Here is a 24994-nt window from a genome sequence, read left to right as displayed (position 1 = left end):
CCTTTTACATTTTGTTGCAATCAATCCCTTCTGGTTACACCCTGCTGTTTGTGTCGCTTTCAACCATCTTTTATAGTAATTTCAATCAGCGTGAAACGGGTAACAATGGGAGAGCGCCCGCATGACTCAGGAAACCTTTAAAGTTTTAGTAGTGGATGACGATGCACGGCTACGCGGCTTGTTAGAGCGCTATCTAACCGAACAGGGTTTTTATGTTCGTGCTGCGGCTCAAAGTGAGCAGATGGATCGCTTACTGGAACGCGAAAACTTTCATCTCATGGTGCTAGACCTCATGTTACCGGGCGAGGATGGGCTCTCCATCTGTCGTCGCTTGCGCCAGAAGAATAACGATATTCCGATTGTCATGCTGACTGCCAAAGGTGACGAAGTCGACCGTATTATCGGCCTTGAGTTAGGCGCCGATGACTATTTAGCAAAACCATTCAATCCACGTGAATTGCTCGCGCGCATTCGTGCGGTGTTACGTCGTCGTGGCAAAGAAATACCCGGTGCGCCGTCCAGCAGTGACGAAATGATTGAGTTTGGCGAATTTAAACTTAACTTAGGCACCCGCGAAATGTTCCGTGGTGACGAACCCATGCCACTGACCAGCGGTGAATTTGCGGTACTCAAGGCTTTGGTGACGCATCCACGCCAACCCATGTCGCGTGACAAGCTCATGAATCAAGCTCGCGGTCGTGATTACAGTGCTTTAGAGCGCAGTATCGATGTGCAGGTATCACGGTTGCGGCGCATGCTCGAAGTCGATCCGGCCAATCCTCGTTATATTCAAACCGTTTGGGGTTTGGGTTACGTGTTTGTTCCAGACGGCAATACCAAGGCTACTTCCTAACCTATGCGCCTGTTTCCCCGATCAGCGTTTGCGCGAACCGTAGCGCTGATCGCGACCTTACTGCTCATCAACCAAATTATTTCCTACGTGATGGTCGGTTTGTACGTAGTGCAACCGAGCATGCAACAGGTGACCTCAGTGATCGCGCGCCAAATTGAAGGGGCGTTGATACTGGACGAGTGGATTCGCGAAAGTGATACCTTTCCGCGAGATAAACGTGACTTAGCGCTGCGCTATACCGAAGCCACCGGCATCCAAGGTTTTTCACAAGAAGATGCGCTGGAAAATGGTTTACGACAAACCACCAGTTACAGTTTTCTGTCGAACCGCATGCGCGATTTACTCGGTGCCGAAACCGAAGTACGGGTTTCGCAAGGTGAGCAATTTTATGTCTGGGTGGAAACCGAACGATTGCCAGGCTATTGGCTGCGCGTAGAAGTCGATAGTTTTAATGAATCACGTTTTTCACCCTTGCTGTTTTACCTCATTCTGATTGGTATTTTGAGTGTGCTCGGTGGCATGTTGTTTACGAACTGGCAGAACCGACCACTGAAAAGCCTCGAGCGTGCGGCACGGCAAATTGGGCGTGGCGACTATCCTGAACAATTGCCTGAGCGTGGCTCAACGGAGGTGATTGCGGTAACGCGCGCTTTTAACCAGATGTCGAAAGGCGTGCAGCAATTGGAGCAAGACCGCGCTCTGCTGATGGCGGGTGTGTCTCATGACCTCCGCACCCCGTTAACGCGCATCCGACTTGCCACTGAAATGATGCCACCGAATGAAGATTACCTCGCCGAGGGTATCATCAGTGATATCGATGATATGAACGCGATTATCGACCAGTTTATTGATTACGTGCGGGTAGACACTTCAGCTGACCAAGATTGCGAAAACCTCAATTTCTTAGTTGAGGATGTGGTCGGCCATTTGCCCGAAACTTGGCACGCGGAAGTGACCGTCAATTATCAGTCCATGCCAGATGTGCCCGTTCGGGCTATTTCGATTAAACGGGTATTGCTGAATTTACTCGAAAATGCGGAACGGTATGGCAAGGACAAGATCATTATTGATACCGGCTATGACGAAGAAACTGCCAAGGTCTGGGTAGTCGTGTGTGACAATGGTCCGGGTATTCCCGCTGACCAAATTGAGCATTTACTGCAACCCTTTACTCAAGGTGATAAGGCACGTGCGACCAAAGGCTCGGGTCTCGGCTTGGCTATCGTGAAGCGTATTGTTGAACGTCACCACGGGCATGTCGTGTTCAGTCGTAGCGAACGCCTCGGCGGCTTATGCGTTCGCGTAGAACTTCCAGTCACACCCAGTGATAGCAAACCTATCTAACGCGGTTCAATCCGTTTAACGCGGCAACCCGATAAGCTTCAGCCATAGTAGGATAGTTAAAGGTAGTATTGACGAAATACTCGATAGTATTGCCGTCACCTTTCTGTTCCATGATGGCCTGCCCAATGTGAATGATTTCCGCTGCGCGCTCACCAAAGCAATGAATCCCCAGCACCTCTTTGGTATCTCGATGGAAGAGAATTTTTAGATTTCCAACCAGCATGTTTGAGATCTGTGCGCGGGCGAGATGCTTAAACTGTGCACGACCAACCTCATAGGGTACCTTTTGTGCCGTCAACTCTTCCTCGGTTTTACCCACTGAGCTGATTTCCGGAATGGTGTAAATACCGGTTGGAATATCACTGATCAACCGTTGCTCACAATCACCATGCAGCATGGCTGTCGCGCAAATACGCCCCTGATCATAGGCAGCACTAGCCAGTGATGGGTAACCAATGATGTCGCCGACGGCGTAGATAGTGTCGACTGACGTTTGATAGTGCTTGGATACTTCCAATTGGCCACGATAGTTGGGTTCGAGTCCGACTTTCTCTACCGCGAGGTCTTCGATATTACCGGAGCGGCCATTCGCAAAGAGTAAACAATCGGCGACAATTCGCTTGCCGGATTCGGTCATCAGCACCACGCCATCATCAGTGCCTTTGATGGAAGCATATTCCTCGTTGTGACGAATAACCACGCCACTATTGCGCAAGTGATAGGACAGGGCGTCTGAAATTTCGGCGTCTAAGAATGATAGCAAGCGGTCACGCGTGTTCACCAAATCAACTTTCACACCCAGACCACGGAAGATACTGGCATACTCACAACCCACCACCCCAGCACCATAAATAATGATGCTCTTTGGCTCATGCTTCAGGTCGAGTACGGTATCCGAGTCGTAAATGCGCTCATGCGTGAAATCAACGTCTTTCGGGTGGTAAGGGCGCGAGCCGCTGGCAATCACCACTTGTTCGGTGGTGACAAATTCCAATGTGCCATCGGCTTGTTTGATCTGTAATTCGTGGGCGTCGACGAAACTCGCGGTACCGTGCACCACATCGACACCATTGCGTTGATAAAAGCCACTGCGCAATTGCACTTGCTTGCGAATGACACCTTGTGCATGTTTGAGAATTTCGGCAAAGGTCAGGCCGCGTTGCACGCGCTCGCCGGAAAATAATGGGTTAGTGTTGTATTCAATCAAACGACTGACTGAATGGCGCAACGCTTTCGATGGAATGGTGCCCCAATGGGTACAACCACCACCAATGGATTGATGCTTCTCGATCATCAGCACTTTACGGCCATTTTTGGCAAGTTGCATCGCAGCGCCTTCACCACCTGGACCACTGCCGATCACCACCGCATCATATTGTCTCTGCGTTTTTGTCATCGTTTTACTCCCTAACCACGTTATAGTAGCTTATAGTACCAATAACTGATGACAAATCCGATGTTATGGAAGCGGTAACAGCATGGCGCCAAAGCAAATTCCCGAAATTTTAACCCGCCAAGTGGTAGCGCGCAGTCGCTTACTCAAAATTGAAGCCATTGATTTGCGGTTTAGCAACGGCGTGGAACGCCAGTTTGAGCGGATGCAAAGCAGCGGTCGTGGGGCGGTGATGATCGTTCCATTTATTGACGCCGATACCCTGATGCTGGTGCGCGAATATGCAGCGGGATTGCACAACTACCAGCTCGGCTTCCCCAAAGGTTTAATCGACCCCGGCGAAACCCCAGAAGAGGCCGCCAATCGTGAGCTTAAAGAAGAAATTGGGTATGGCGCACGAGAACTCATTCCGCTGAAAAGTGTGACTATGGCGCCGCAATTTTTCTCGGCCACCATGCATATCTTTATCGCTAAAGACCTATACCCGGAAACTCTCGAAGGGGATGAACCAGAGCCACTGGAGCAGGTTCCTTGGTTGCTGAGTAAAGCGGATGCGTTGTTGGAACAAGAAGATTTTACCGAAGCGCGCAGTATTGCTGCGTTGCTCATGACCTTGCGAGAGCTTGCCGAATGAGTGGGTATCACGAACCTGCGGCCACGCCTGAGCAATTGACGCAGTGGCAACGTGGTGCGGAAGACATTGCTATTCGTGCCGGAGACCTCATTCTCGAATTGTACGAAGAGCAAGCTTACGAAACCCTTGAAAAGCATGATCAATCGCCGTTAACCAGTGCTGATTTAGCGGCAAACCGATTGATTGTCGACGCCCTCCAGAAATTAACGCCCGACATTCCCGTGCTGTCCGAAGAAAGCGGTCATCTCGATTTTGCCGAGCGCAAGCAGTGGCCACGTTACTGGTTGATTGACCCCATTGACGGCACTCAAGAGTTTATCGCGCGCAGCGGTGACTTCACCGTCATTGTGGCTTTAGTTGAATTCAATCAGCCGGTGCTGGGTGTTATCTACTGGCCAGCTGGTGATGCACTCTACTCCGCGCAACGCGGTGCTGGTGTATACAAGCAAGACATTCATGGTCGTCGTCCCATTGCCATTCGACGCCTGCAAGAGCCGCAACATGAACCTTTGATGCTCGCTATTAGTCGGCGGCAGCCACGGGAACGGGTACTCCAACGCATGTCGGCTGATCGTGATTTAGCAACCTACCCAGCGGGCAGCTGCTCACTGAAGGCTTGTTTGATTGCCGAAGGAAAAGCTGATTGCTTTTTACGTGTGGGACCCACTGGCGAGTGGGATACCGCAGCCGCAGAAGTTATTGTTGGTGAGGCGGGAGGCTCTATTGTCAGCGAAGATTTTGAGCCATTGACCTACAACAGAGAATCCAATTTGGGGAATCCAAACTTTATTATTTTGGGCGACCCTGCGGTGCCATGGCGCGATGTTTTCATCAAACACAAAGCCAAAGGCTAAGTGTCTGCTCCCACCTCTCCAGCAGGCATAATATTCACAGTTTCATGAAGTTCTGACCACACCAGCACGGCACGGCCATCTTGTAGCTGGGCGCGCACGTCTTCGACCTTCTCTGCGAGGGATTTTTCTTGTTCGCCGTAATCGGTGCCTTCGCGCAATACAAAAGCTTCGATTAAGCTCTCTAATGTTTCAGGGTCAACCGCCTGCCATGGAATTTGCATCAGTTTGCTTGTGCCTCTTGTAGGGCTTCTTCGGCTTCTAACCACTCAGCTTCGGCTTGTGCGAGGCCTTTCTGCAGTTCTGCTTGTTGCTGTAGTAGGTCCGTTAGCTCCGCTTTACGCGCTGCCTCATAAAGCCCCGTGTCGGCCAGCTTCTCATTGAGCTGCGTGAGTTTTTGTTCATACTCCGCCATCCGCTTTTCGGCGCGGCTGATTTGGTCTTTGAGCGGTTTTAGCGCTTGTCGTTGCTCGGCTTCTTTACGCTTTTCAGCTTTTCTATCGACCTTCGTTTCAGTTTGACGTTGGCTCGATGCGGCTTGACTCGCCTGTTGTTGCAGCCAGTCATGATAAGCATCCAAGTCGCCTGCAAACGGCTGTACTTGTTGGTTCGCCACTAAATAAAACTCATCCACTGTGGTGCGCAGCAAGTGCCGATCATGCGCCACAATCACCATCGCGCCTTCAAAGTCCTGTAACGCGTAGACCAGTGCTTCACGCATAGTGCTGTCGAGATGGTTGGTGGGCTCATCCAGCAGCAGTAGATTGGGCTTTTGGTACACAATCAGTGCCAATACAAGCCGCGCTTTCTCACCACCTGACATCGGCGCAACAGTGCGTGTTGCTTGGTCACCTGAAAAGCCAAAACCGCCGATAAAATCACGAAGCTGTTGTTCCGTCGCTCGCTCATCGAGCCGTTGTAGGTGTTGCAATGGGGTTGCGGCTGGATCCAACGTTTCTAATTGGTGCTGGGCAAAGTAGCCCAATCGCACAGCAGGGTTCAATTCAAAGACGCCTGCTTGCGGCTTCAACTCGCCTGCCAATAACTTCACGAGGGTCGATTTACCAGCGCCATTGCGACCCAGCAGACCAATACGACTTCCCGGAACCAAGTTGAATTGAATGTTTTGCAGCACCACCTTGTCGCCATAACCTGCCTGCACTTTGCTCAGCGTGAGGAGCGGATTTGGCAATGCTACCGGCGGTCGGAACGCAAATTGAAAGCCGCTGGCAGCGCGCAACGGAGCCGATGCTTGCAGGCGTTCGAGCGCTTTAATTCGACTTTGTGCTTGCTTGGCTTTGCTGGCTTTGTACCGAAATCGGTCAATGTAGCTTTGTAAGTGCTTACGCTGTGCTTGTTCTTTTTCGAACTGTGCTTGTTGTTGCGCAATTTGCTCGGCTTGCTGGCGCTCAAAACTTGAGTAATTGCCGCTATAGCTGGTTGCGGTTTGATGCTCAATCAGAACGATTTGTTGCGCAATAGCATCTAAAAAGTCGCGGTCATGGGAAATCACCATGAGGGTGCCAGGGAATTTTTGCAGCCAGTCTTCGAGCCAAAATATGGCATCGACATCCAAGTGGTTGGTCGGTTCATCGAGCAACAGTAAGTCGGCACGAGCAATCAAAGCTTGTGCCAAGTTGAGCCGCATCCGCCAACCACCCGAAAACGATTTGACGGGTTGATAAACTTGCTCCGGGGTAAAGCCTAGACCATTCAGTAGACTAGCAGCGCGTGATTCCGCTTCATAACCGCCAATTGTAGCGAGTTGGTCAGCCCAATGGCCGATGCCGTTGCCGTCGTGATTCTGCTCTGCCTCGGCAAGCTTGTGCTGCATGTGGCGCAGCTCCGAATCGCCATCCAGCACGTACTCTAAGGCAGGCTGATCTAACGCTGGGGTTTCTTGCTTCACACTGGCAATGCGCCAAGCCGCCGGTAAGTCACAATTCCCTTGTTCCACTTGGAGTTCACCGCGCAGCAGCGCAAACAGTGACGACTTGCCGGTGCCATTGCGTCCGACCAGACCCACATGGTGGCCCGGGAAAATGGTGATATTGGTTTGTTGGAGCAACGCCGTGCCGCCGCGCATGAGGCTCATGTCGCGAATTGTGATCATGGTTACTATCCAGTGAAAGGCTGCATGTCGTGTGAAATTCTGCGACAATTATACCGCATGCCGACCGAGGTGAATATGGCTACTACACGGAAACGCTTTATCGCGGGCGCTCAATGTCCGCAATGTAAAACGCAAGACACGCTATTATTGCGTATTGAAACGCGCGACGGACAAGAGCACGAACAGGTTGAATGCGTACACTGCGGTCATCACTTTGCCGACCGCGAAGCAGAGAAAGCATCCCCAGAAAGCAAACCGACACCGAGCAGCTCATTGATTGGTATTTTTAAGCCCGAGTAAGCCACACCCAATCGAGTTGCTTGCGCAATTAGTGTTTTCCACTTATATAGAGACTGCGGACTAACTTTGGTTCGCGCAAGTTTGAGAAGGAAAACACTCATGAGCATGATGCAAGAATTTAAAAAGTTTGCGATGCGCGGTAACGTCGTTGATATGGCTGTAGGTATTATCATTGGCGCGGCTTTCGGAAAAATCGTGTCGTCCTTCGTTGCCGACATTGTCATGCCACCGATTGGTATGTTGATTGGCGGTGTCGATTTTGCCGATCTCGCCATTGTGCTGCGCGAAGCGACTGCTGACCAAGCCGCAGTGACGGTCGCTTATGGTAAATTTATCCAGACCTTGTTGGACTTCCTCATCATTGCTTTTGCTATTTTTATGGTAGTCAAAGGAATGAATTCGATGAAGAAAAAAGAAGAGGCCGCACCACCAGCAGCGCCACCGAAGCCGACTCCGGAACAAGAGTTACTTACAGAAATTCGTGATTTACTGAAAAATAAATAGTTCTACGGAGGGGGATTAGCGTCCCCCTTTCTTAATATCGTCATTAGAATGAGCGTTATGTCAGCAACCGAACACATCCGATCTTGGATTCAAGAAATTATTGTGAAGCATTCCATTTGCCCATTTGCGAAGCGTGAAGTGGAACGTAATACAATTCGTTATCAGGAATGCGACGCGGAATCTGCCGCAGATATCCTCGAGCAACTGGTGTTGGAATGCATGGTGCTGGATCGACATCCAGAAATCGAAACGACGATCATCATTTTGACGAAGGGTTTTGCTGATTTTCAGCAGTACTTACAGCTGGTGGAAACGGCAGAAGATTTAATCGTTGAGTATGATTATGAAGGCATTTATCAAATCGCCTCGTTCCATCCCGACTACTGTTTTGCCGGCGAGCCCACAGACGATCCAGCCAACTTTACCAATCGAGCGCCATACCCATTACTGCATATTTTGCGGGAAGGTAGCGTCGAAAAAGCACTGCAGCATTATCAAGAACCAGAGTCGATTCCAGAGCGAAATATCGAGTTTGCTCGCAGCAAGGGGAATGATTTTTGGTTAGCCGCGCTGGCTCAACTGAAGTCGCGCCACGACACCAAATAAACTGGTAAAAATCTCCTGACAGACTACGCTGATCCTTAGAACAATAAGGATAAAATGCATGCTGCGTCGGGATCCATCGTGCCGTTAACCGGTCGTAACTTCCTCTATTTGCTAATCGCCTCGGGAATCTATTTCCTTAGTGCTCGTTTTGCTGTTCTGCTATTTTCTCTCGAACCCGGCAATATTGCACTGATTTGGCTTCCCTCGGGTATTGGTTTACTGATGGTACTGCGGTTTGGCTACTGGGCTGTACCCTTTGTCGTGGCCGCTAGTTTTATTGCAAATAGCGCAGGCATGGCAGCAGTTCTGACTGAGCATGTATGGTTGCACACTACTATTGCAGCTCTATCCAATGGTTTTGAGAGTGCGCTTGCGGCAGCTTTGATGCGGCGTTTTTTACCTGAAGGTCTGCAATCCTTCCAAGATATCTTCCCGTTTGTTTTCGGTGTTTGCCTGGTGAGTACGGCGGCCAATTCAACAATCTTATTCGTCAACCTAGTCAGCGCGGGATTCTTTTCGATCGAGTCCAGTTGGATGGTCTGGCTGATACTCATCGTCACGAATTCGCTTGGCATGTTACTGCTCGTCCCGTTGGCGCAGTCGTTGCTGCAGGCGTGGACAAATCGGCGCGCGATGAGCCTAGGTGAAGCGTCCAGATGCACAGGGCTATTCATCATGTGCACGGGCATGACCTGGCTTGCGTTTGATATGTTTGCGGGCTTTATATTTCTGATCTTGCCTGCACTCATGTTTTTAGCAGTGCAGGGGCGAAAGGAATCAGTTTATGTGACTTTGGCCGCTACTGTGGGTTTTACTGTAGCGTTAGCAGCAAGTGACTATGGTCCGTTTCTGTTATCCACCGCCGAATGGTCACGATTGTATCTCCTCACTTACCTCTACACGTTGATTGTGCTGGTGCTTGGAACCGAACTCTATCAACGTGATTTACTCTCCGAAGTACAAGCACGGCAGTCTTGGCAGTATCGAGCGCATCACGATGCGTTAACGACACTCGGAAATCGTTCGTTGTTTATTCCGCTGTTAGAAAACGAGATGAAGCGCGCTGAACGGATGAACCGAGCCTTTGCACTGGCGTTGATTGATATTGACCATTTTAAAGGGTTTAACGACAGTTTTGGTCACGCGCTGGGTGACAAGGTCTTACGAGAATTTGCTCAATTGATTCGCAAAAACCTACGCGACATCGATGTTGCGGCAAGAATGGGCGGCGATGAATTTGCCATCCTGTTCCCGGAAACACCCATGAGTGAAGCAAGACATGCTGTTGAACGTCTGCGCAAACAAGTGGAAAAGCTCACCATCAAATATCATGGACGCACAATTCAGTTTACGATCTCCAGCGGCCTTGCGGAATTCATTCCGCACGAAACCCACACCTCTGATGCCATTCTCGGTCGAGTCGATCAGCTCCTCTACGAAGCCAAACGTCAAGGCCGCAATCAAGTACAAGCCTAACTGCTGAAATCATGCGTCGCGGGGGAGGCCACGTTCAACGGCGCGGACGAGGCGCAGGACTTGTTTCTCTGTTTTGTGCTCGGCTTTGCGCTGGCTTTCTAGTGCCCAATCGATGTGCTCTTGCACCATTTCTGATGCTTCTGATCGACGTGCTTCGAGTGCTTGGATAATGTCATCATCAGCAGGGGCATTGCCGAGCGCAACCGCGAGGTTTCGCGACCAACGCTCAAAACCAATGCGCCGAATTGGCGAACCTTCGGTTTGCTTAAGGAAAGTTGCTTCATCCCATTGCCACAGCTCCAACAGCTCAGGTGCTAAGAGATTCGCGCGCGGCGAAAAGTCATTTTCATCGGTGAGATGGGCGTAACGATTCCATGGGCAGATCAACTGGCAATCGTCACAACCGTATATACGATTACCAATGAGCGGTCGGAATTCTTCTGGGATCGAATTCTTCAGTTCAATGGTGAGATACGAAATGCAACGTCGTGCATCGAGAACATAAGGTTCGACAATCGCTTGGGTTGGGCAGATGGTCATGCACGCTTTGCAGGTGCCACATTTTTCTTCGACCGGCTGATCAACAGGCAATGGTAAGTTGACCAGAAGCTCACCGAGGAAAAACCAAGAACCACCATTTTCATCGAGTACTAAGGTGTGTTTGCCGGTCCAACCGAGCCCAGCTTTGACGGCTAATGGCCGTTCCATAATTGGCGCCGAGTCTACAAAAGGACGGAAATCGAGATCCGCGCATGCTGCTTGAATCCGCTCGCCCAATTGTTTTAGGCGCTTGCGCATGACTTTGTGATAGTCACGGCCGAGTGCGTAGCGGCTGATATAGCCAAGTCGCGGATTTTTTAGGGTGCGTGCAAAGCCAGCTTCTGCGGGGAGGTAATTCATGCGCACTGAAATGGCGCGAACCGCGCCAGGGTGTAATTGGTCCGGATTCGCTCGCAGCTCCCGATGACGCTCCATGTAGTCCATTTCACCGTGCATACCGGCATCAAGCCAACGCTGCAATGCCTCTTGTTCAGCTGCAAGATCGAGGTCTGTAATGCCGACTTTCTGAAAGCCTAATTCGGCACCCCACTGCTTAATATCTGCAGCCAATTGATGAAAATCCATAGCATTACGCTTAAGCTTAACCAAACATGACTGCACTATAACATAGCCTATTCGGAACGCGATCTACTGGCGCGTCGGCCGCTAATAGGCAACGGTGACTAAAATGAATCGGGACAATGTCTACACCACGGCGACTATTCGAACCTGTGAACTCGCGGCAGCAGAAGCTTGTGGCTTGGATGCGAAACAGTTGATGCAACGGGCGGCACAAGCCTGCGTACAGAAGTTACAACAGGTGTGTCCAGCGCCGGCGCGAATCTTGGTGTTATGTGGCCCCGGTAACAATGGTGGGGATGCCTGGTTTGTCGCTCGCTACGCCCAACAAGCGCATTATCAGGTCACCGTGGTAGCAGCCGAACCGAAAAGCGAATTAGCCAAGCAGGCTGCAGTGGCATGGCGTGAGGCTGACGGACGAGTCATCGATTTAGCCGAAACGCTATCCTTGAATGAATTTGATTGGGTTGTCGATGGATTATTGGGTAACGGTGTGAACCGCGAAGTAAGTGGTCACTATCAGCGTTGGGTAGAAACGCTGAATCAATCCGCCGTTCCAGTACTGAGCATAGATATTCCCAGTGGTCTCAATAGCGATAGTGGTCAACCGCAGGGGTTGGCTGTACGAGCGCGAGACACCGTCACCATGATCGCGTGGAAACCAGGATTGCTGACCAGCGCGGCAGTGGATTATGTTGGCCACTTAACTCTTGCTGACCTTGATGTTGGTCGTGCGTTTGAACAGCAGCAATCACGCTTAGGACATATCCTCACGGATGGCGTTGCTGAACGGCTGTTGCAAGTTTCAGGGACTGACTCAGCAGTGCATCCAAGTAAAGTCAGTCAGCAGAATGTTCACAAAGGGACTTTTGGTCATATTGTCATTGTTGGCGGCGGCCCGGGTATGGCGGGTGCTGCTATTTTGGCTGGACAGGCGGCACTGCGTTCTGGTGCAGGTAAGGTCAGCGTTTTATGTCATCCTGATTCACGCGCCATTATTGCTCAAGCACAACCAGAACTGATGGTCGAATCGTTTGCTGAAGGCCGTCATCGTCTCGAGCAAGCTACTGTCGTTGCATTGGGTCCGGGTTTGGGTTTTAACCTTGAAAACGCGTGGGCTCGTGACACTTGGCGAGAGGTCATGTCTCACTGTGTTGAGCGCAATGTGCCGATGGTAATTGATGCCGACGGCCTCAATTGGTTGGCGCATGCAGACCAGTGCTCACAGCCCTTGCCGCAGCATACGGTGCTGACGCCACATCCCGCTGAAGCAGCAAGGTTATTGGGATGCAGTGCAGCGGTAATTCAAAATGATCGCGTTCAAGCGATTCAACAATTGGTTGAGAACTTTTCCGCGACCGTCGTGCTCAAAGGAGCAGGTACGTTAGTGGCGGCGCCACAACAATCGTTGTGGTTTTGCCGGCGCGGCAGTTCAGCGCTCGCAACGGCTGGAACCGGTGATGTTTTAACCGGAGTCATAGCAACATTACTGGTGGGACGAACCCCAGTAGAAGCGGCAGCAGCGGCAGTTTGGTTGCATGCGCGAGCGGGAGAAATAGCTGCGTTGGACGGCGAGCGTGGTACACTAGCCAGCGATTTATTACCGATTATTCGGCAACTACGCAACGCGCCCAACTATTAACTATTACCTGTTCACTATTAACTAGTAGCTAGAGAATTATATTCGTGACCGATATAAAAACCTTTGCATTAGCCGATGAGGCAGCCTTGTTGGCATTAGCTGGTCGGCTGGGTTCCAGCCTTGATCAGCAGGCAGCTGCCACAACTATTTATATGTACGGGGAATTAGGTGCTGGAAAGACCACATTTTCACGTGGACTGATTCAGCAACTGGGTCATGACGGCAAGGTAAAGAGCCCAACCTACACTCTCGTGGAAAGCTACGAGTTACCGAATTGGACCGTGCATCACTTCGACTTGTATCGGCTTGCAGACCCAGAAGAACTTGAATTTATGGGCATTCGCGATTACCTTTCGGAAGAAGGCTCAAAAAATACACTGATAGTGGCAGAGTGGCCGCAACGCGGTTTCGGTTATCTTCCTGCCGCCGATATAACGATAACAATTGATTTTGCGGGTACCGCACGATCGTTGACAATAAAAGCGCTAACCAACAGAGGTAAGGAATTACTTCTTACCTTGAACTGAAAGATGTTGTGATGAAACAGTGGATTCTGGGGATTATGAGCCTGGTCGTTGTAGTATTTTCTACAGCGGTCCAAGCCAATGCGAATACTATCGAAAACGTGCGTGTCTGGCCTGCGCCAGATAATACGCGTGTAGTTTTCGATATGGCGTCGACGCCAGAATTTAGCTATTTCACCATCTACGATAATTTGCCCTACCGATTAGTCATCGACTTCGAGAATACAGGCCGTCAGGTCGATTTAACCAAGGTGAAAGTCGACTCTTTGCTGATTCAGAAATTGCGGACCAGTACTCCAAAAAGTAAATCGAGCACCCGCATTGTGTTTGAGTTGACCGAGAAGGTCGACCCGCAAGTGTTTGCGCTGGCAGCCAACGATACCTATGGCGAACGACTCGTTGTCGATCTACCCGGACGGTCGATTGAGCGTAGCGGCCCCGCTCTAAGTGCAAGTCAATTACAAGAACGCAAGGTCACCATTGCTATTGATGCAGGCCATGGTGGTGATGACCCGGGCTCTATCGGGCCATCCGGCACCTACGAAAAAAATGTGGTCCTCAAAATCGCTCGCGCTTTGGCTGACGTCATCAATGCGGACCCCGCGATGCAAGCTTATTTGGTGCGTACGGATGACTATTATCTGAAGCATCTCACGCGGGTACGCAAGGCCGAGCAAGTGAAGGCTGATATGTTCTTATCAATTCATGCGGACGCATTTACCTCGCCACAGCCGCGAGGCGGTTCGGTTTGGGTCCTGTCGAATCGGCGTGCTAATAACGAAATGGGACGCTTGTTAGAGAATAAAGAACGGCTGTCTGAGGTGCTGGGTGGTGTTGATGTCAGCGCGTCGAGTGATGACAGCAGCAGCTATTTGAGTGAAACGCTGATTTCTATGTCTATGGACCATGCAATGGCGAGCGGTTATGAGGCGGCTACAGAGATCATTGATGAAATGGAGCGCGTCACCAAGATGCATAAAACCAAGCCGCAGCATGCGAGCTTGGCGGTTTTGACCTCGGCGAATATCCCGTCCATGTTAGTGGAAACGGGATTTATCTCGAATCCCACCGAAGAACAATTGTTGCTCAGCAACAAGCATCAACAACAGTTGGCGCGAGCTATTTATCAGGGCGTGCGTCGTTATTTTACGCGGAAACCACCCGATGGAACCTATTTCGCGACGAACCGTGCGGCACGGCACGTGGTCAAGTCGGGTGAGTCGCTTTCGGTGCTGGCACAGCGCTATAATACCAGCGTGAACGCGATAAAAGAGCGCAATAACTTACGTAGTAATGTGCTGAAAATCGGTCAAGTACTCGAAATTCCATCAGCGCCATAGAGAACACCATGCCTATTCAGATACTGCCAGTCAGCCTTGCCAACCAAATTGCGGCAGGTGAGGTGATTGAGCGACCTGCCTCCGTGGTCAAAGAACTGGTCGAGAACAGTCTCGATTCAGGCGCTGATCAGATCATCATTGAAATTGAACAAGGCGGTCGTCGTCTGATTCGGATTCGTGACAATGGTAGCGGTATTCCGCGCGACGAATTAGCGCTCGCGTTGAGTCGGCATGCGACATCAAAAATTACCAGCTTGGCTGATCTCGAAGCGATTCTAAGTTTAGGTTTTCGCGGTGAAGCATTAGCCAGTATCAGTTCCGTTGCGCGTCTGACGTTAACTTCTAAGCCGGCTACTCAAGCCACCGCCTGGGAAGCTTGGGTTGAAGGTCAGGATATGCGAGCAGAGTTAGCGCCCGCGAGTCATCCCACCGGCACTACGGTTACGGTAGAAGACCTGTTTTTCAACACCCCAGCTCGGCGCAAGTTCATGCGCACCGACAAAACCGAGTTTGCGCATATTGAAGAAGTGGTGAAGCGCATCGCCTTGGCGCGCTTCGATGTGAAATTTCACTTGTTGCACAATCAGAAACAAGTGCGGTTGTATCCAGCCATCCGCGCTGAAGCTGATGCGACGCAGCGCATCAGCTCGGTTTGTGGCAGCAGCTTTACCGATACCGCATTACGAGTCGAGGAGCAGGCGGGCTCCGTCAGCCTCAGTGGTTGGATTGCGCCTGTGCACGCATGTCGCCATCAAGCTGACGTACAGTATTTTTACGTCAATGGCCGCATGATGAAGGATCGCCTTCTGGCTCACGCTATTCGGCAAGCGTATGGCGAGAGTTTGCAGCAGGGTATTGGCGAAGAGCGCAGCCCAACCTATGTGCTGTATCTTGAACTGCCTGCGCAAGATGTTGATGTGAATGTTCACCCTGCGAAACACGAAGTCCGTTTCCATCAAGCGCGTCAAATTCATGACTTTGTTTTGCATGGGTTGCGCAGTGCGCTCGCGGCTGCCGATAACTCGCAAGGGGCTGCGCATGCCGCTGCGGAGCACCAGTATCAAGACGTCAATGCGCAAGTCTCTGCAGATTTTCTGCAGCAACAGGAACAACTGCAGCCGCGACATGCATCGCCGTTACCCGGAATCATGAGTGCGCCAGTGAAACCGTCCGCGACGGAATTGCGAGCCACGCAGCAGTTTTATTCGCAAGCATCAACAGCACCACGATCGCCAGTTCCCGTGGGACCGCGAGCGGCAGTAATGGGTCAGTGGCAAGTATTGAGTGTAGTGCAGCAACGTATGGCGTTGTTACAACAGCAAGATAGCGCAACCCAACCTCTGTTTTTATTAGATTTACAGCAGGTTCAACAACATTGCATAGCTGGCCAATTGGCACAGCAGTGGACCACAGGACTTGCGGGTCAGCCGCTGCTGATTCCGGTGCAACTGACCGATGCAAAAATCTTGGCCATGATTGGTGAACTGGAAGGAAATTCGCTAGCCAGACTCGGCGTACAACTTGAGTCAACGCGGCAACAAGTCATTATCAAACAAGTGCCGGCAGCCTTGCGACAATCGGACGTGAGTCAAAGTATTCCGTATCTGATTCGGACGTTAGCCGAGCAGGCTGGCGCGGAGTCGGATTTACCGCAAAGCTTTTGGCTTTGGCTCGCCACTCATATGGTGCAACGCGAATACAGCGTCACTCAAGCTGAGCATTGGCTGACGAGTTGGCAGCAGCAACTTGCTGCAGCGCCAACGTTCTTAACGCCTGTGCAACTACCGACCTTGCCACCGGCGGTGCGCTCATGAAGCCCCATGTGATTTGCCTCTATGGCCCCACTGCGGCCGGAAAGACAGGGCTCGCGATTGAGCTCACGAAACGCTTGCCGTGTGACATCATTTCGGTCGACTCGGCGTTAATTTATCGCGGTATGGACATTGGCACCGCCAAACCGACTGCTGCGGAACTCGCACAAGCTCCGCACCGTCTGATCGATATTTGCGACCCGGCGCAGGCTTATTCGGCAGCCGAATTTGCCCGCGATGCAAAGCGAGAGATCGACGCGATCATTTCCGCTGGACGCATCCCACTGCTGGTGGGTGGGACTATGCTGTATTTCAAAGCGTTGCTAGAGGGAATGTCGAAGTTGCCGAGTTCGAACCCGCAACTGCGGGCAGCGTTGCAGCAACGTTTGGAACAAGAAGGTGCGACGGTCTTGCATCAGGAATTGCAAGACATTGACCCGGTGAGCGCAGAACGGATTCATCCGCACGACCCACAACGTTTATTGCGTGCGTTGGAAGTGTATCAAAGCACGGGTCAATCACTGACAGCACTCACGCAAGAGCGCCACGGCGCGCTCACGTATCCTGTCTTGCAACTCGCAGTGGCACCGCGTGAGCGCTCAACCTTACACCAGCGCATCGAACAACGTTTTCGCATAATGGTGGAACAAGGGCTCATTGCTGAGGTCGAACAACTGAGACTGAGGTCTGATTTACATCTTGATTTACCTGCTTTACGTTGTGTTGGTTATCGGCAAGTTTGGCAGTATCTCGATGGTGACTTTGGTTGGGATGAAATGATCGACCGCGGCATCTTTGCCACTCGGCAACTGGCTAAACGACAACTTACATGGTTGCGAAAATGGCCCAACGTGCAGTGGTTTGATAGTGAAGCCGATGATCTGATTGAACAAGCGTTCGCGTATTGTCAGACAGAGCCGCACAGCTTTACCTAATCCTTACCTTGAAAAGAGCCAAATCAGCCCTATATTCAAGTCATTGGACAATTAATTCATGTTGACAGGCTGTTAATTTCGACGGCATGTTCTATATTTAATGTGGCTGGCAATGACGGGTAGTTTCGAACGGTCAGTCACAAAACAATAACAAAAAAAAAGGATGCAAGTTATGGCTAAGGGGCAAACGTTACAAGACCCATTTTTGAATGCGCTGCGCCGTGAGCGCGTACCCGTCTCAATCTACCTAGTGAATGGTATTAAATTACAAGGGCAAATCGAGTCATTCGACCAATTTGTGATCTTACTGAAAAATACAGTGAGCCAAATGGTCTATAAGCACGCTATTTCAACAGTTGTGCCTGCTCGAATCCCACAGAATTACCTCCCGCAGCAAGATGGCAGCGAAGAGGCAATAGACTAATTGAAAGAGGAGTAGCGATAGCTTGTTTGATAGGTATGAAAGTGGTGAACAGGCTGTCCTCGTGCATGTCGACTTTCCCCAAGAAATCGATCGCGAAGATTTATCTGAACTGAAATTGCTGGTGTCATCAGCCGGCGTAGAAGCGGTTGGTGTAGTGACTGCCAGTCGCAGCACACCGAGCTCGCGCTATTTTGTGGGCTCGGGTAAAGCAGAAGAAATTGCCGATGTCGTGAAGGCGCTGGGCGCCAACGTGGTTATTTTTAACCATTCATTGACTCCTACCCAAGAACGTAATCTTGAGAAGCTTTGTTCGTGTCGAGTACTCGACAGAACCGGGCTTATTCTCGATATTTTCGCCCAACGTGCACGTACCCACGAAGGTAAGTTGCAGGTCGAGCTTGCGCAATTACGTCATATCCAAACACGCCTCGTTCGCGGTTGGACCCACTTAGAACGGCAAAAAGGTGGTATCGGCCTGCGCGGACCGGGCGAAACTCAGTTAGAGACTGATCGCCGGTTAATCCGCGGACGTATAAAAAATATCCAGGCTCGGCTTGAGAAAGTCCAGCGGCAACGCGAACAAGGGCGACGGGCACGGCAACGCGCGGAAATCCCAACAGTATCTTTAGTGGGGTACACCAACGCCGGAAAGTCGACGTTATTTAATCGCATTACCGAAGCCGGCGTCTACGCCGCAGACCAACTCTTTGCAACGCTCGATCCAACCTTACGGAAACTAGAGCTGCCAGATGTTGGCATCATTATTTTGGCTGATACTGTTGGGTTTATTCGTCATTTACCGCATGATTTGGTGGCTGCGTTTAAAGCAACTTTGCAGGAGACGCAGCAAGCTGATTTGCTACTCCATGTCATTGATGTCAATGATGAGCGACAAGCGGACAATATTCATCAAGTTACTGAAGTTCTAGATGAAATTGGCGCGCTAGATGTGCCGCAGTTGTTGGTTTGTAACAAGATCGACCAGCTCGATGATGGGGTAGCACGAATTGACACCGATGACGAGGGCAAACCCGTACGTGTGTGGTTATCTGCGCAGAGTGGTGCAGGAATCGAATTGTTACAACAAGCACTGGTACAACGCTTGCGTCCTGCCATGGTTAACGTATCCTTGCGCATACCACCCTCAATGGGCAAATTACGTGGTAAGCTGTACGCGTTAAAAAGTGTCACCTCAGAGAGTTCGACTGAAGATGGTCAATTGGCACTGGGAGTGCGGATGTCAGCCGTTGATTGGCAACGTTTGTGCAAACAGGTGGCAGAAGAGTATGGCGATAGCTTGCAGGGCTTTGTAGAATAGCCGCAGCACATGCATCCCGTAAAAACGAATTATTCAGAACCAGAGTTGGAGTAATCAATGGCCTGGAATCAACCGGGGAACGGCAATAACAATGACCGCGACCCATGGAAAAACCAAGGCGGCCGTGAACAAGGCCCGCCTGATCTCGATGAAGCAGTAAAGAACCTGCTCGCAAAGCTTGGCTTTGGGGGTAATAAAGGTGGGGCAGGTCGCTCTAGCGGCAGCAGCTCTGGTGGATTACCTACCAAAGGTCTCGGTATTATCGCCGTGCTCGCGTTGGTTGTGTGGTTCATTGCTGGTTTCTATACCGTCAAAGAAGCGGAGCGTGGTGTTGTTTTGCGTTTCGGTCAATACAGTGACTTGGTTGAGTCGGGGTTGCACTGGCGCCCAGTATTCATTGATTCAGTCGAGACTGTCGACGTAAGTAATGTGCGTCAATTCCAGTCTGATGGTTTCATGCTGACTCAAGACGAGAACGTGGTTCAAGTTGAACTCGACGTTCAGTATCGCGTGGTAAATCCGCGTGATTACTTGTACGCAGTGGAAGATGCAGATAACAGTTTGCAACAAGCAACCGACAGCGCGTTGCGTTTCGTGGTTGGTCATTCAACCATGGATGAAGTGTTGACGGTTGGACGTGAAAATGTCCGTGCCCAAACACTCGAACTTTTGGAAACCATCATTGCGCCTTACCAGTTGGGTATTCAAGTTGTTGATGTGAACTTGCTTCCAGCGCGTCCACCTGAAGCGGTTAAAGATGCATTCGATGATGCTATTGCCGCACAAGAGGATGAGCAGCGTTTTATTCGTGAAGCCGAAGCTTATGCACGTGAAATTGAGCCGCTGGCTCGTGGTCAAGTGCGTCGTTTGCTGCAAGAAGCACAAGCCTATCGTGAGCAAACCGTGCTTCGCGCACAAGGTGAAGTCGCACGTTTCAACGAGTTACTACCGCAGTATAAAGCAGCACCAGAAGTCACTCGTCAGCGTTTGTATCTCGAGACGTTGGAGCGGATTTATGCTGAAAACGCTAAAGTGTTTGTCGATGTCGAAGGTAGTAACAACATGATGTATCTGCCACTCGATAAGATACTTGAGCAACAGCGTAATCGTCCTACGCAGAATCGTTCGAACGATAGTGAAGCGATGATGAACTCACGTTCACAATCGAATTCGAGTAGCAATCAAAGCAGTAGTCAACAGAGCAGTTCGGGCCGCGTTAGCGACCGTTCTGGTGGTCGGGGGTAAACGATGAAAAATTTAATTGGAGTACTTGTCATCGTTGCGGTCATCCTTGGCTTCTCATCACTATTTGTTGTGAAAGAGGGCGACCGTGCCATTGTGGTGCAATTTGGTAAAGTACAACGTGATGCGGACACCGGATTACCGATTGTGTTTGAACCAGGTTTGCATTTTAAATTGCCGTTCATTGAGCAGGTCAAAACGCTTGATGCCCGTTTCAAAACGTTGGATGGTAATCCAGATCGTTTCGTAACGAGCGAGAAGAAAGACCTGATTGTTGATACCTATGTGAAGTGGCGTATTTCTGATTTTGCCAATTATTACCTGTCAACGAATGGCGGTAATCAAGTACAAGCAGAAGCGCTTTTAACACGCCGTATCAATAGTGGTTTACGTGCCGAATTCGGTAGCCGTACCATCAAAGAAATCGTTTCTGGTGAGCGTGACAACTTGATGCGTGAGGCGCTGATTCGTGGTGCCGATAGTGCGCAAGAACTGGGCATCGAAGTAATTGACGTGCGGGTGATGCAAATCAACCTGCCGACTGAAGTCAGTCAATCGATCTTCCAGCGGATGCGCGCAGAACGTCAAGCTGTGGCAACAGAGCACCGTTCAGAAGGTCGTGAGCAAGCGGAATTCATCCGCGCAGATGTCGATGCTCGGGTAACCGTTATGTTGGCGGACGCACAGCGTGAAGCCCGCGAAATTCGTGGTCAGGGTGATGCTGAAGCAGCTGGGATTTATGCGAACACGTACAACCAAGATCGTGAGTTCTTCGCCTTCATTCGTAGCATGCAAGCCTACCAAACGGCCTTCAACGGCAACGATGTGTTGGTACTCGAACCGGATAGTGACTTCTTCAAATACCTGAAGACCCTCCGAGCTGAGTAAACCAAGTTACTCGTTAATCGTTAATGGTTAATCGAAAGTGAAAAGCCCGTCCATCGTGACGGGTTTTTTATTTCCGCGATCATGATATAAACGAACAACGAACAACGAACAACGAACAACGAACAACGGATCTTTATGTCATTCAAAGCTCAGTATTCTCGGTTCTTTGCAGCGCACACCGCGCGCCTTCACTGTGCCCCGCATAGTCATCATTATTGGCCTGATGTCACGCGTGAGGCGCAGTTAACCTACTGGGATGACAGTGCGCGTGGTGTGGACCATAAGTGGGATCAGATCTTTGGCGAACGTGTGCCTGCCGTGCAACGGCAGTTAGCTGAGCTACTGTCGGTGCCTGATCCGTCGCAGTTCGTATTCGCTGCCAATACCCATGAACTACTGTATCGTGTGTTGAGTTGTTTTGACCCCGCGCAACCGCTCAGTATTTTGACGACGGATAGTGAGTTTCATAGCTTTTCACGCCAAGTCAGAAGGCTTTCAGAGCGCCCAACAGTCAAGGTTCAGGTGGTCCCGACGGAGCCGTTTGATACGTTTGCAACGCGCTGGTTAGAAGCGGTTAAGCAGCACCAACATCAGCTTATTTTTGCGAGCCAAGTCTTTTACAACTCGGGAGTCATTGGGCCTGAATTGACTGATTGGATTGCGCATGCACATGCTGAAGCCACCATCGTTGTTGATGGTTATCACGGCTGCGGTGCGATACCGACATCACTAGTTAATGTGGCTGATCGTATTTTCTATGTGGCTGGGAGTTATAAATATCTGCAAGCAGGTGAGGGCTGTTGTTTCATGACAGTACCGCGCAACTGTACTTTACGTCCCGAATATACCGGTTGGTTTGCCGATTTCGCGAATCTAGCCAAGCCTCAACAGGCGCAAGTGGAGTATGCCTCTGACGGCTTCCGATTTGCCGGTGCGACTATGGACTACACAGCGTTATATCGACTGCAGGCAGTGCTCGATTGGTGGCAGAAGGACGGTATTACCGTAGCGTCCATTCATGCGCACGTGCAACAGCTGCAACAAGCGTTCCGTGACGCATTGACTGAAGCGCAACATCCATTATTACAATGTGAGCAGCTATTGCATCACGACCTAAATCATCATGGTCACTTTTATACCTATCGGTTGCCAACGGCTGAGCAAGTTACCGAACTCGCGGCACAACTCGATCAGCGCGGCATTGCCACGGATTATCGAGCTAATCGATTACGCTTCGGTTTTGCGATGTATCATGACGTTGAGGACTTTGCGCTGTTGCGCGACGTGCTGATGCAGCTCAAGGCGTAAACTGCCACTCGTCGGTGTCTCGATAAATTCATCGTAGCGAGCACGGCAAGGCTACCGCCTGCGCCGAACTTCTGCTAAGATCGCCGCCTGTTTTTTCGGCAGCACTGGTTTCAGGTTTTCTGATCCAATCATTCTGAATTTCTCAATCATAGACGAGCATCGGTATCAGCATCATGGGTAAAAACGTCGTAATTCTCGGCACGCAATGGGGTGACGAAGGTAAGGGTAAGATTGTCGATTTATTAACCGACAAAGCATCACTCGTGGTGCGTTACCAAGGTGGCCACAATGCCGGTCATACCTTAGTGATTGAAGGTGAGAAAACCGTCCTGCATTTGATTCCATCAGGTATCTTACGTGAGAACGTAAAATGCGTGATCGGTAACGGTGTGGTGTTGTCACCCGAAGCCCTCATGACTGAAATCGAAATGCTCGAAGCACGCGACGTTCCCGTGCGTGAGCGCTTGCTGATCAGCGAAGCTTGCCCATTGATTTTGCCGTATCACGTTGCACTCGATAAAGCGCGTGAATTAGCCCGTGGAACCAAAGCCATCGGTACTACTGGTCGTGGCATTGGCCCTGCCTATGAAGATAAAGTGGCACGCCGTGGTTTGCGCGTGGGTGACCTGTTCAATTTCGAGCGTTTTGAAGAAAAACTCCGTGAAGTGGTCGAATTCCATAACTTCACCTTAGTGCATTACTACAAGGTTGATGCGGTGAATGTTGAAGAAGTACTCGACTATTGCCGTGAAGTAGCCAAATTATTGCAGCCGATGGTGGCTGACATTCCATCGTTGTTGGACCAAGCGCGCCGTAACGGCGAGAATCTGATGTTCGAAGGCGCTCAAGGCACCTTGCTGGATATCGACCATGGTACCTATCCGTATGTGACATCATCCAACACCACCGCTGGCGGTGTGTCCACTGGCGCAGGTTTTGGCCCGCGTTATATCGACTATGTATTGGGTATCGTCAAAGCTTACACCACGCGTGTTGGTAGCGGTCCGTTCCCAACTGAGCTGAGCTGTGATGTGGGTGAGCACTTAGGTGTGAAAGGCCACGAGTTTGGCGCCACGACCGGACGTAAACGTCGTACCGGTTGGTTTGATGCTGTGGCTGCACGCCGCGCCGTGCAAATTAACTCAGTAAGCGGCTTCTGCTTAACTAAGTTAGATGTATTGGACGGATTGAAAGAATTGAAAATTTGTACGGCTTACCAGTTGCCAGATGGCACTATTACAGATTATCCTCCTCTAGCTGCTGAGGATTATGAAACGGTAGAGCCAATTTATGAGACGTTACCAGGCTGGGACACCAGTACTGTGGGTATTACGGAGCATAAAGATTTACCGACAGCAGCACTGGCTTATATCAAGCGCATTGAAGTACTCACTGGCACGCCAGTGGATATTATTTCAACAGGGCCAGACCGCGCAGAAACCATTATTTTGCGTCATCCGTTTGCTATTTGACCAATCAGTCACATAAACGGCAAAAAAATGCGTTTTCCTATTGCATCATCAAAATCGATCCAATAGAATGCGCTCCACCTAACCGGGGTGCCGGCATAGCTCAGTTGGTAGAGCAACTGACTTGTAATCAGTAGGTCCCGAGTTCGACTCTTGGTGCCGGCACCAACTTAAAAAATCTGGTTTTGGAGGGGTTCCCGAGCGGTCAAAGGGATCAGACTGTAAATCTGACGGCTCAGCCTTCGCAGGTTCGAATCCTGCCCCCTCCACCACTTTTTTGCATGTCAAAATGCGGTGAGTCCAGAATGGTTTGAGGTGGCCCGATTCAAGGCATGCGGGTATCGTATAATGGCTATTACCTCAGCCTTCCAAGCTGATGATGTGGGTTCGATTCCCACTACCCGCTCCAATAATCTGTATTGTGCTGATATAGCTCAGTTGGTAGAGCGCACCCTTGGTAAGGGTGAGGTCGGCGGTTCAAATCCGCCTATCAGCACCAGTCACGGCCCCCATCGAACCTATACCCCGATTAGTTTAAATTTATTTGGTGTTTAACCACCGTATGTTGTCCAAATGAGAGGCTGTCATGGCAAAAGAAAAATTTAACCGCGTCAAGCCGCACGTTAACGTCGGTACAATCGGCCACGTTGACCACGGTAAAACTACTTTGACTGCTGCAATCACCACCGTTTTGGCTAAAACGTACGGCGGTTCAGCGAAAGACTTCGCAATGATCGATAATGCTCCGGAAGAAAAAGCACGGGGCATCACCATCTCAACTTCACACGTTGAGTACGATACTCCAGCACGTCACTACGCACACGTTGACTGCCCAGGACACGCTGACTATGTGAAAAACATGATCACCGGTGCTGCGCAGATGGACGGCGCTATCTTAGT

At 50.6% G+C, this 24994-nt stretch carries 24 protein-coding genes and 4 tRNA genes; 24 read left to right on the top strand and 4 right to left on the bottom strand.

Annotated features, from left to right (window positions below):
• Positions 1-121: 121 nt before the first annotated feature.
• On the top strand, positions 122-853 hold the full coding sequence (ompR, locus tag ACN0S4_RS07250; RefSeq protein ID WP_169930610.1) for a two-component system response regulator OmpR: 732 nt from the start codon (positions 122-124) through the stop codon (positions 851-853).
• 3 nt (positions 854-856) lie between these two features.
• Entirely contained in the window at positions 857-2197 is a 1341-nt protein-coding gene (envZ, locus tag ACN0S4_RS07245; protein ID WP_417657026.1) for a two-component system sensor histidine kinase EnvZ, read from the top strand.
• On the opposite strand, the gene sthA is transcribed toward envZ, so the two are convergent.
• Positions 2190-3593: a Si-specific NAD(P)(+) transhydrogenase gene (gene sthA, locus ACN0S4_RS07240; RefSeq protein WP_417657025.1), complete on the bottom strand. Its 1404-nt coding sequence runs from the start codon at positions 3591-3593 to the stop codon at positions 2190-2192. The two genes, envZ and sthA, sit on opposite strands and share 8 nt — an antisense overlap.
• Before the next feature lie 82 nt (positions 3594-3675).
• Between sthA and nudE the strand changes: the two genes are divergently transcribed.
• A complete protein-coding gene (nudE, locus tag ACN0S4_RS07235; protein ID WP_417657024.1) occupies positions 3676-4224 on the top strand; it encodes an ADP compounds hydrolase NudE in 549 nt (182 codons plus the stop codon).
• Positions 4221-5078, top strand: coding sequence for a 3'(2'),5'-bisphosphate nucleotidase CysQ (gene cysQ, locus ACN0S4_RS07230; protein ID WP_417657023.1), 858 nt, complete (start codon positions 4221-4223; stop codon positions 5076-5078). Before nudE ends, cysQ begins: the two co-directional genes overlap by 4 nt.
• Here the strand turns inward: cysQ and ACN0S4_RS07225 are convergent.
• A complete protein-coding gene (locus tag ACN0S4_RS07225; protein WP_417657022.1) occupies positions 5075-5299 on the bottom strand; it encodes a YheU family protein in 225 nt (74 codons plus the stop codon). The two genes, cysQ and ACN0S4_RS07225, sit on opposite strands and share 4 nt — an antisense overlap.
• Positions 5299-7188, bottom strand: coding sequence for an ATP-binding cassette domain-containing protein (locus tag ACN0S4_RS07220; protein WP_417657021.1), 1890 nt, complete (start codon positions 7186-7188; stop codon positions 5299-5301). Before ACN0S4_RS07220 ends, ACN0S4_RS07225 begins: the two co-directional genes overlap by 1 nt.
• Positions 7189-7263: 75 nt before the next feature.
• Here ACN0S4_RS07220 and ACN0S4_RS07215 point away from each other — a divergent pair, with 75 nt between their 5' ends.
• The 4 genes from ACN0S4_RS07215 (at position 7264) to ACN0S4_RS07200 (ending at position 10074) form a co-directional block, all read left to right on the top strand.
• Complete coding sequence (locus tag ACN0S4_RS07215; protein WP_417657020.1) at positions 7264-7488, top strand: YheV family putative zinc ribbon protein; 225 nt, start codon at positions 7264-7266, stop codon at positions 7486-7488.
• 99 nt (positions 7489-7587) lie between these two features.
• Positions 7588-7992, top strand: coding sequence for a large-conductance mechanosensitive channel protein MscL (gene mscL / locus ACN0S4_RS07210; protein ID WP_417657019.1), 405 nt, complete (start codon positions 7588-7590; stop codon positions 7990-7992).
• A gap of 57 nt (positions 7993-8049) precedes the next feature.
• Entirely contained in the window at positions 8050-8598 is a 549-nt protein-coding gene (locus ACN0S4_RS07205) for a DUF1415 domain-containing protein (protein WP_417657018.1), read from the top strand.
• Between the two features lie 54 nt (positions 8599-8652).
• Entirely contained in the window at positions 8653-10074 is a 1422-nt protein-coding gene (locus ACN0S4_RS07200) for a diguanylate cyclase domain-containing protein (RefSeq protein WP_417657017.1), read from the top strand.
• 9 nt (positions 10075-10083) lie between these two features.
• On the opposite strand, the gene queG is transcribed toward ACN0S4_RS07200, so the two are convergent.
• Positions 10084-11199: a tRNA epoxyqueuosine(34) reductase QueG gene (queG, locus tag ACN0S4_RS07195; protein ID WP_417657016.1), complete on the bottom strand. Its 1116-nt coding sequence runs from the start codon at positions 11197-11199 to the stop codon at positions 10084-10086.
• A 103-nt stretch (positions 11200-11302) separates the two neighbouring features.
• Here queG and ACN0S4_RS07190 point away from each other — a divergent pair, with 103 nt between their 5' ends.
• The 16 genes from ACN0S4_RS07190 to ACN0S4_RS07115 all read left to right on the top strand — a co-directional run.
• The gene (locus ACN0S4_RS07190; protein WP_417657015.1) at positions 11303-12835 is read left to right on the top strand and encodes an NAD(P)H-hydrate dehydratase; all 1533 of its coding nucleotides are present in this window, start codon (positions 11303-11305) and stop codon (positions 12833-12835) included.
• 44 nt (positions 12836-12879) lie between these two features.
• Positions 12880-13362 (top strand): tRNA (adenosine(37)-N6)-threonylcarbamoyltransferase complex ATPase subunit type 1 TsaE, encoded by a 483-nt coding sequence (gene tsaE, locus ACN0S4_RS07185; RefSeq protein ID WP_417657014.1) that lies wholly within the window; start codon positions 12880-12882, stop codon positions 13360-13362.
• 11 nt (positions 13363-13373) lie between these two features.
• Positions 13374-14699 (top strand): N-acetylmuramoyl-L-alanine amidase, encoded by a 1326-nt coding sequence (locus ACN0S4_RS07180; RefSeq protein WP_417657013.1) that lies wholly within the window; start codon positions 13374-13376, stop codon positions 14697-14699.
• Between the two features lie 8 nt (positions 14700-14707).
• A complete protein-coding gene (gene mutL, locus ACN0S4_RS07175; RefSeq protein ID WP_417657012.1) occupies positions 14708-16513 on the top strand; it encodes a DNA mismatch repair endonuclease MutL in 1806 nt (601 codons plus the stop codon).
• A complete protein-coding gene (gene miaA, locus ACN0S4_RS07170) occupies positions 16510-17445 on the top strand; it encodes a tRNA (adenosine(37)-N6)-dimethylallyltransferase MiaA (RefSeq protein ID WP_417657011.1) in 936 nt (311 codons plus the stop codon). The genes mutL and miaA overlap by 4 nt, the downstream gene beginning before the upstream one ends.
• A gap of 172 nt (positions 17446-17617) precedes the next feature.
• Positions 17618-17869, top strand: coding sequence for an RNA chaperone Hfq (gene hfq, locus ACN0S4_RS07165; protein ID WP_169930596.1), 252 nt, complete (start codon positions 17618-17620; stop codon positions 17867-17869).
• A gap of 22 nt (positions 17870-17891) precedes the next feature.
• The gene (hflX, locus tag ACN0S4_RS07160) at positions 17892-19187 is read left to right on the top strand and encodes a ribosome rescue GTPase HflX (protein ID WP_417657010.1); all 1296 of its coding nucleotides are present in this window, start codon (positions 17892-17894) and stop codon (positions 19185-19187) included.
• 57 nt (positions 19188-19244) lie between these two features.
• Positions 19245-20432 (top strand): FtsH protease activity modulator HflK, encoded by a 1188-nt coding sequence (hflK, locus tag ACN0S4_RS07155; protein ID WP_417657009.1) that lies wholly within the window; start codon positions 19245-19247, stop codon positions 20430-20432.
• A 3-nt stretch (positions 20433-20435) separates the two neighbouring features.
• Positions 20436-21317 carry a protease modulator HflC gene (gene hflC, locus ACN0S4_RS07150; RefSeq protein ID WP_417657008.1) on the top strand — a complete coding sequence of 294 codons (882 nt, stop codon included), beginning with the start codon at positions 20436-20438 and terminating at the stop codon, positions 21315-21317.
• A 135-nt stretch (positions 21318-21452) separates the two neighbouring features.
• Positions 21453-22625: an aminotransferase class V-fold PLP-dependent enzyme gene (locus tag ACN0S4_RS07145; protein WP_417657007.1), complete on the top strand. Its 1173-nt coding sequence runs from the start codon at positions 21453-21455 to the stop codon at positions 22623-22625.
• A gap of 173 nt (positions 22626-22798) precedes the next feature.
• The gene (locus ACN0S4_RS07140) at positions 22799-24097 is read left to right on the top strand and encodes an adenylosuccinate synthase (RefSeq protein ID WP_417657006.1); all 1299 of its coding nucleotides are present in this window, start codon (positions 22799-22801) and stop codon (positions 24095-24097) included.
• A gap of 89 nt (positions 24098-24186) precedes the next feature.
• Positions 24187-24262, top strand: a tRNA-Thr gene (locus ACN0S4_RS07135).
• Between the two features lie 19 nt (positions 24263-24281).
• Positions 24282-24366: transfer RNA gene (locus tag ACN0S4_RS07130), tRNA-Tyr, on the top strand.
• 62 nt (positions 24367-24428) lie between these two features.
• Positions 24429-24503 (top strand) — tRNA-Gly (locus ACN0S4_RS07125).
• 14 nt (positions 24504-24517) lie between these two features.
• Positions 24518-24593 (top strand) — tRNA-Thr (locus tag ACN0S4_RS07120).
• 87 nt (positions 24594-24680) lie between these two features.
• The coding region (locus tag ACN0S4_RS07115) for a GTP-binding protein (RefSeq protein ID WP_417657005.1) at positions 24681-24994 on the top strand (314 nt) is incomplete at its 3' end.

It is taken from the genome of Pseudidiomarina aestuarii (genome assembly GCF_048263735.1).
Classification (GTDB): domain Bacteria; phylum Pseudomonadota; class Gammaproteobacteria; order Enterobacterales; family Alteromonadaceae; genus Pseudidiomarina; species Pseudidiomarina aestuarii_B.
The sequence above is the reverse complement of the archived record's forward strand: the minus strand, read 5'-3'. Positions and strand labels throughout refer to the sequence as shown.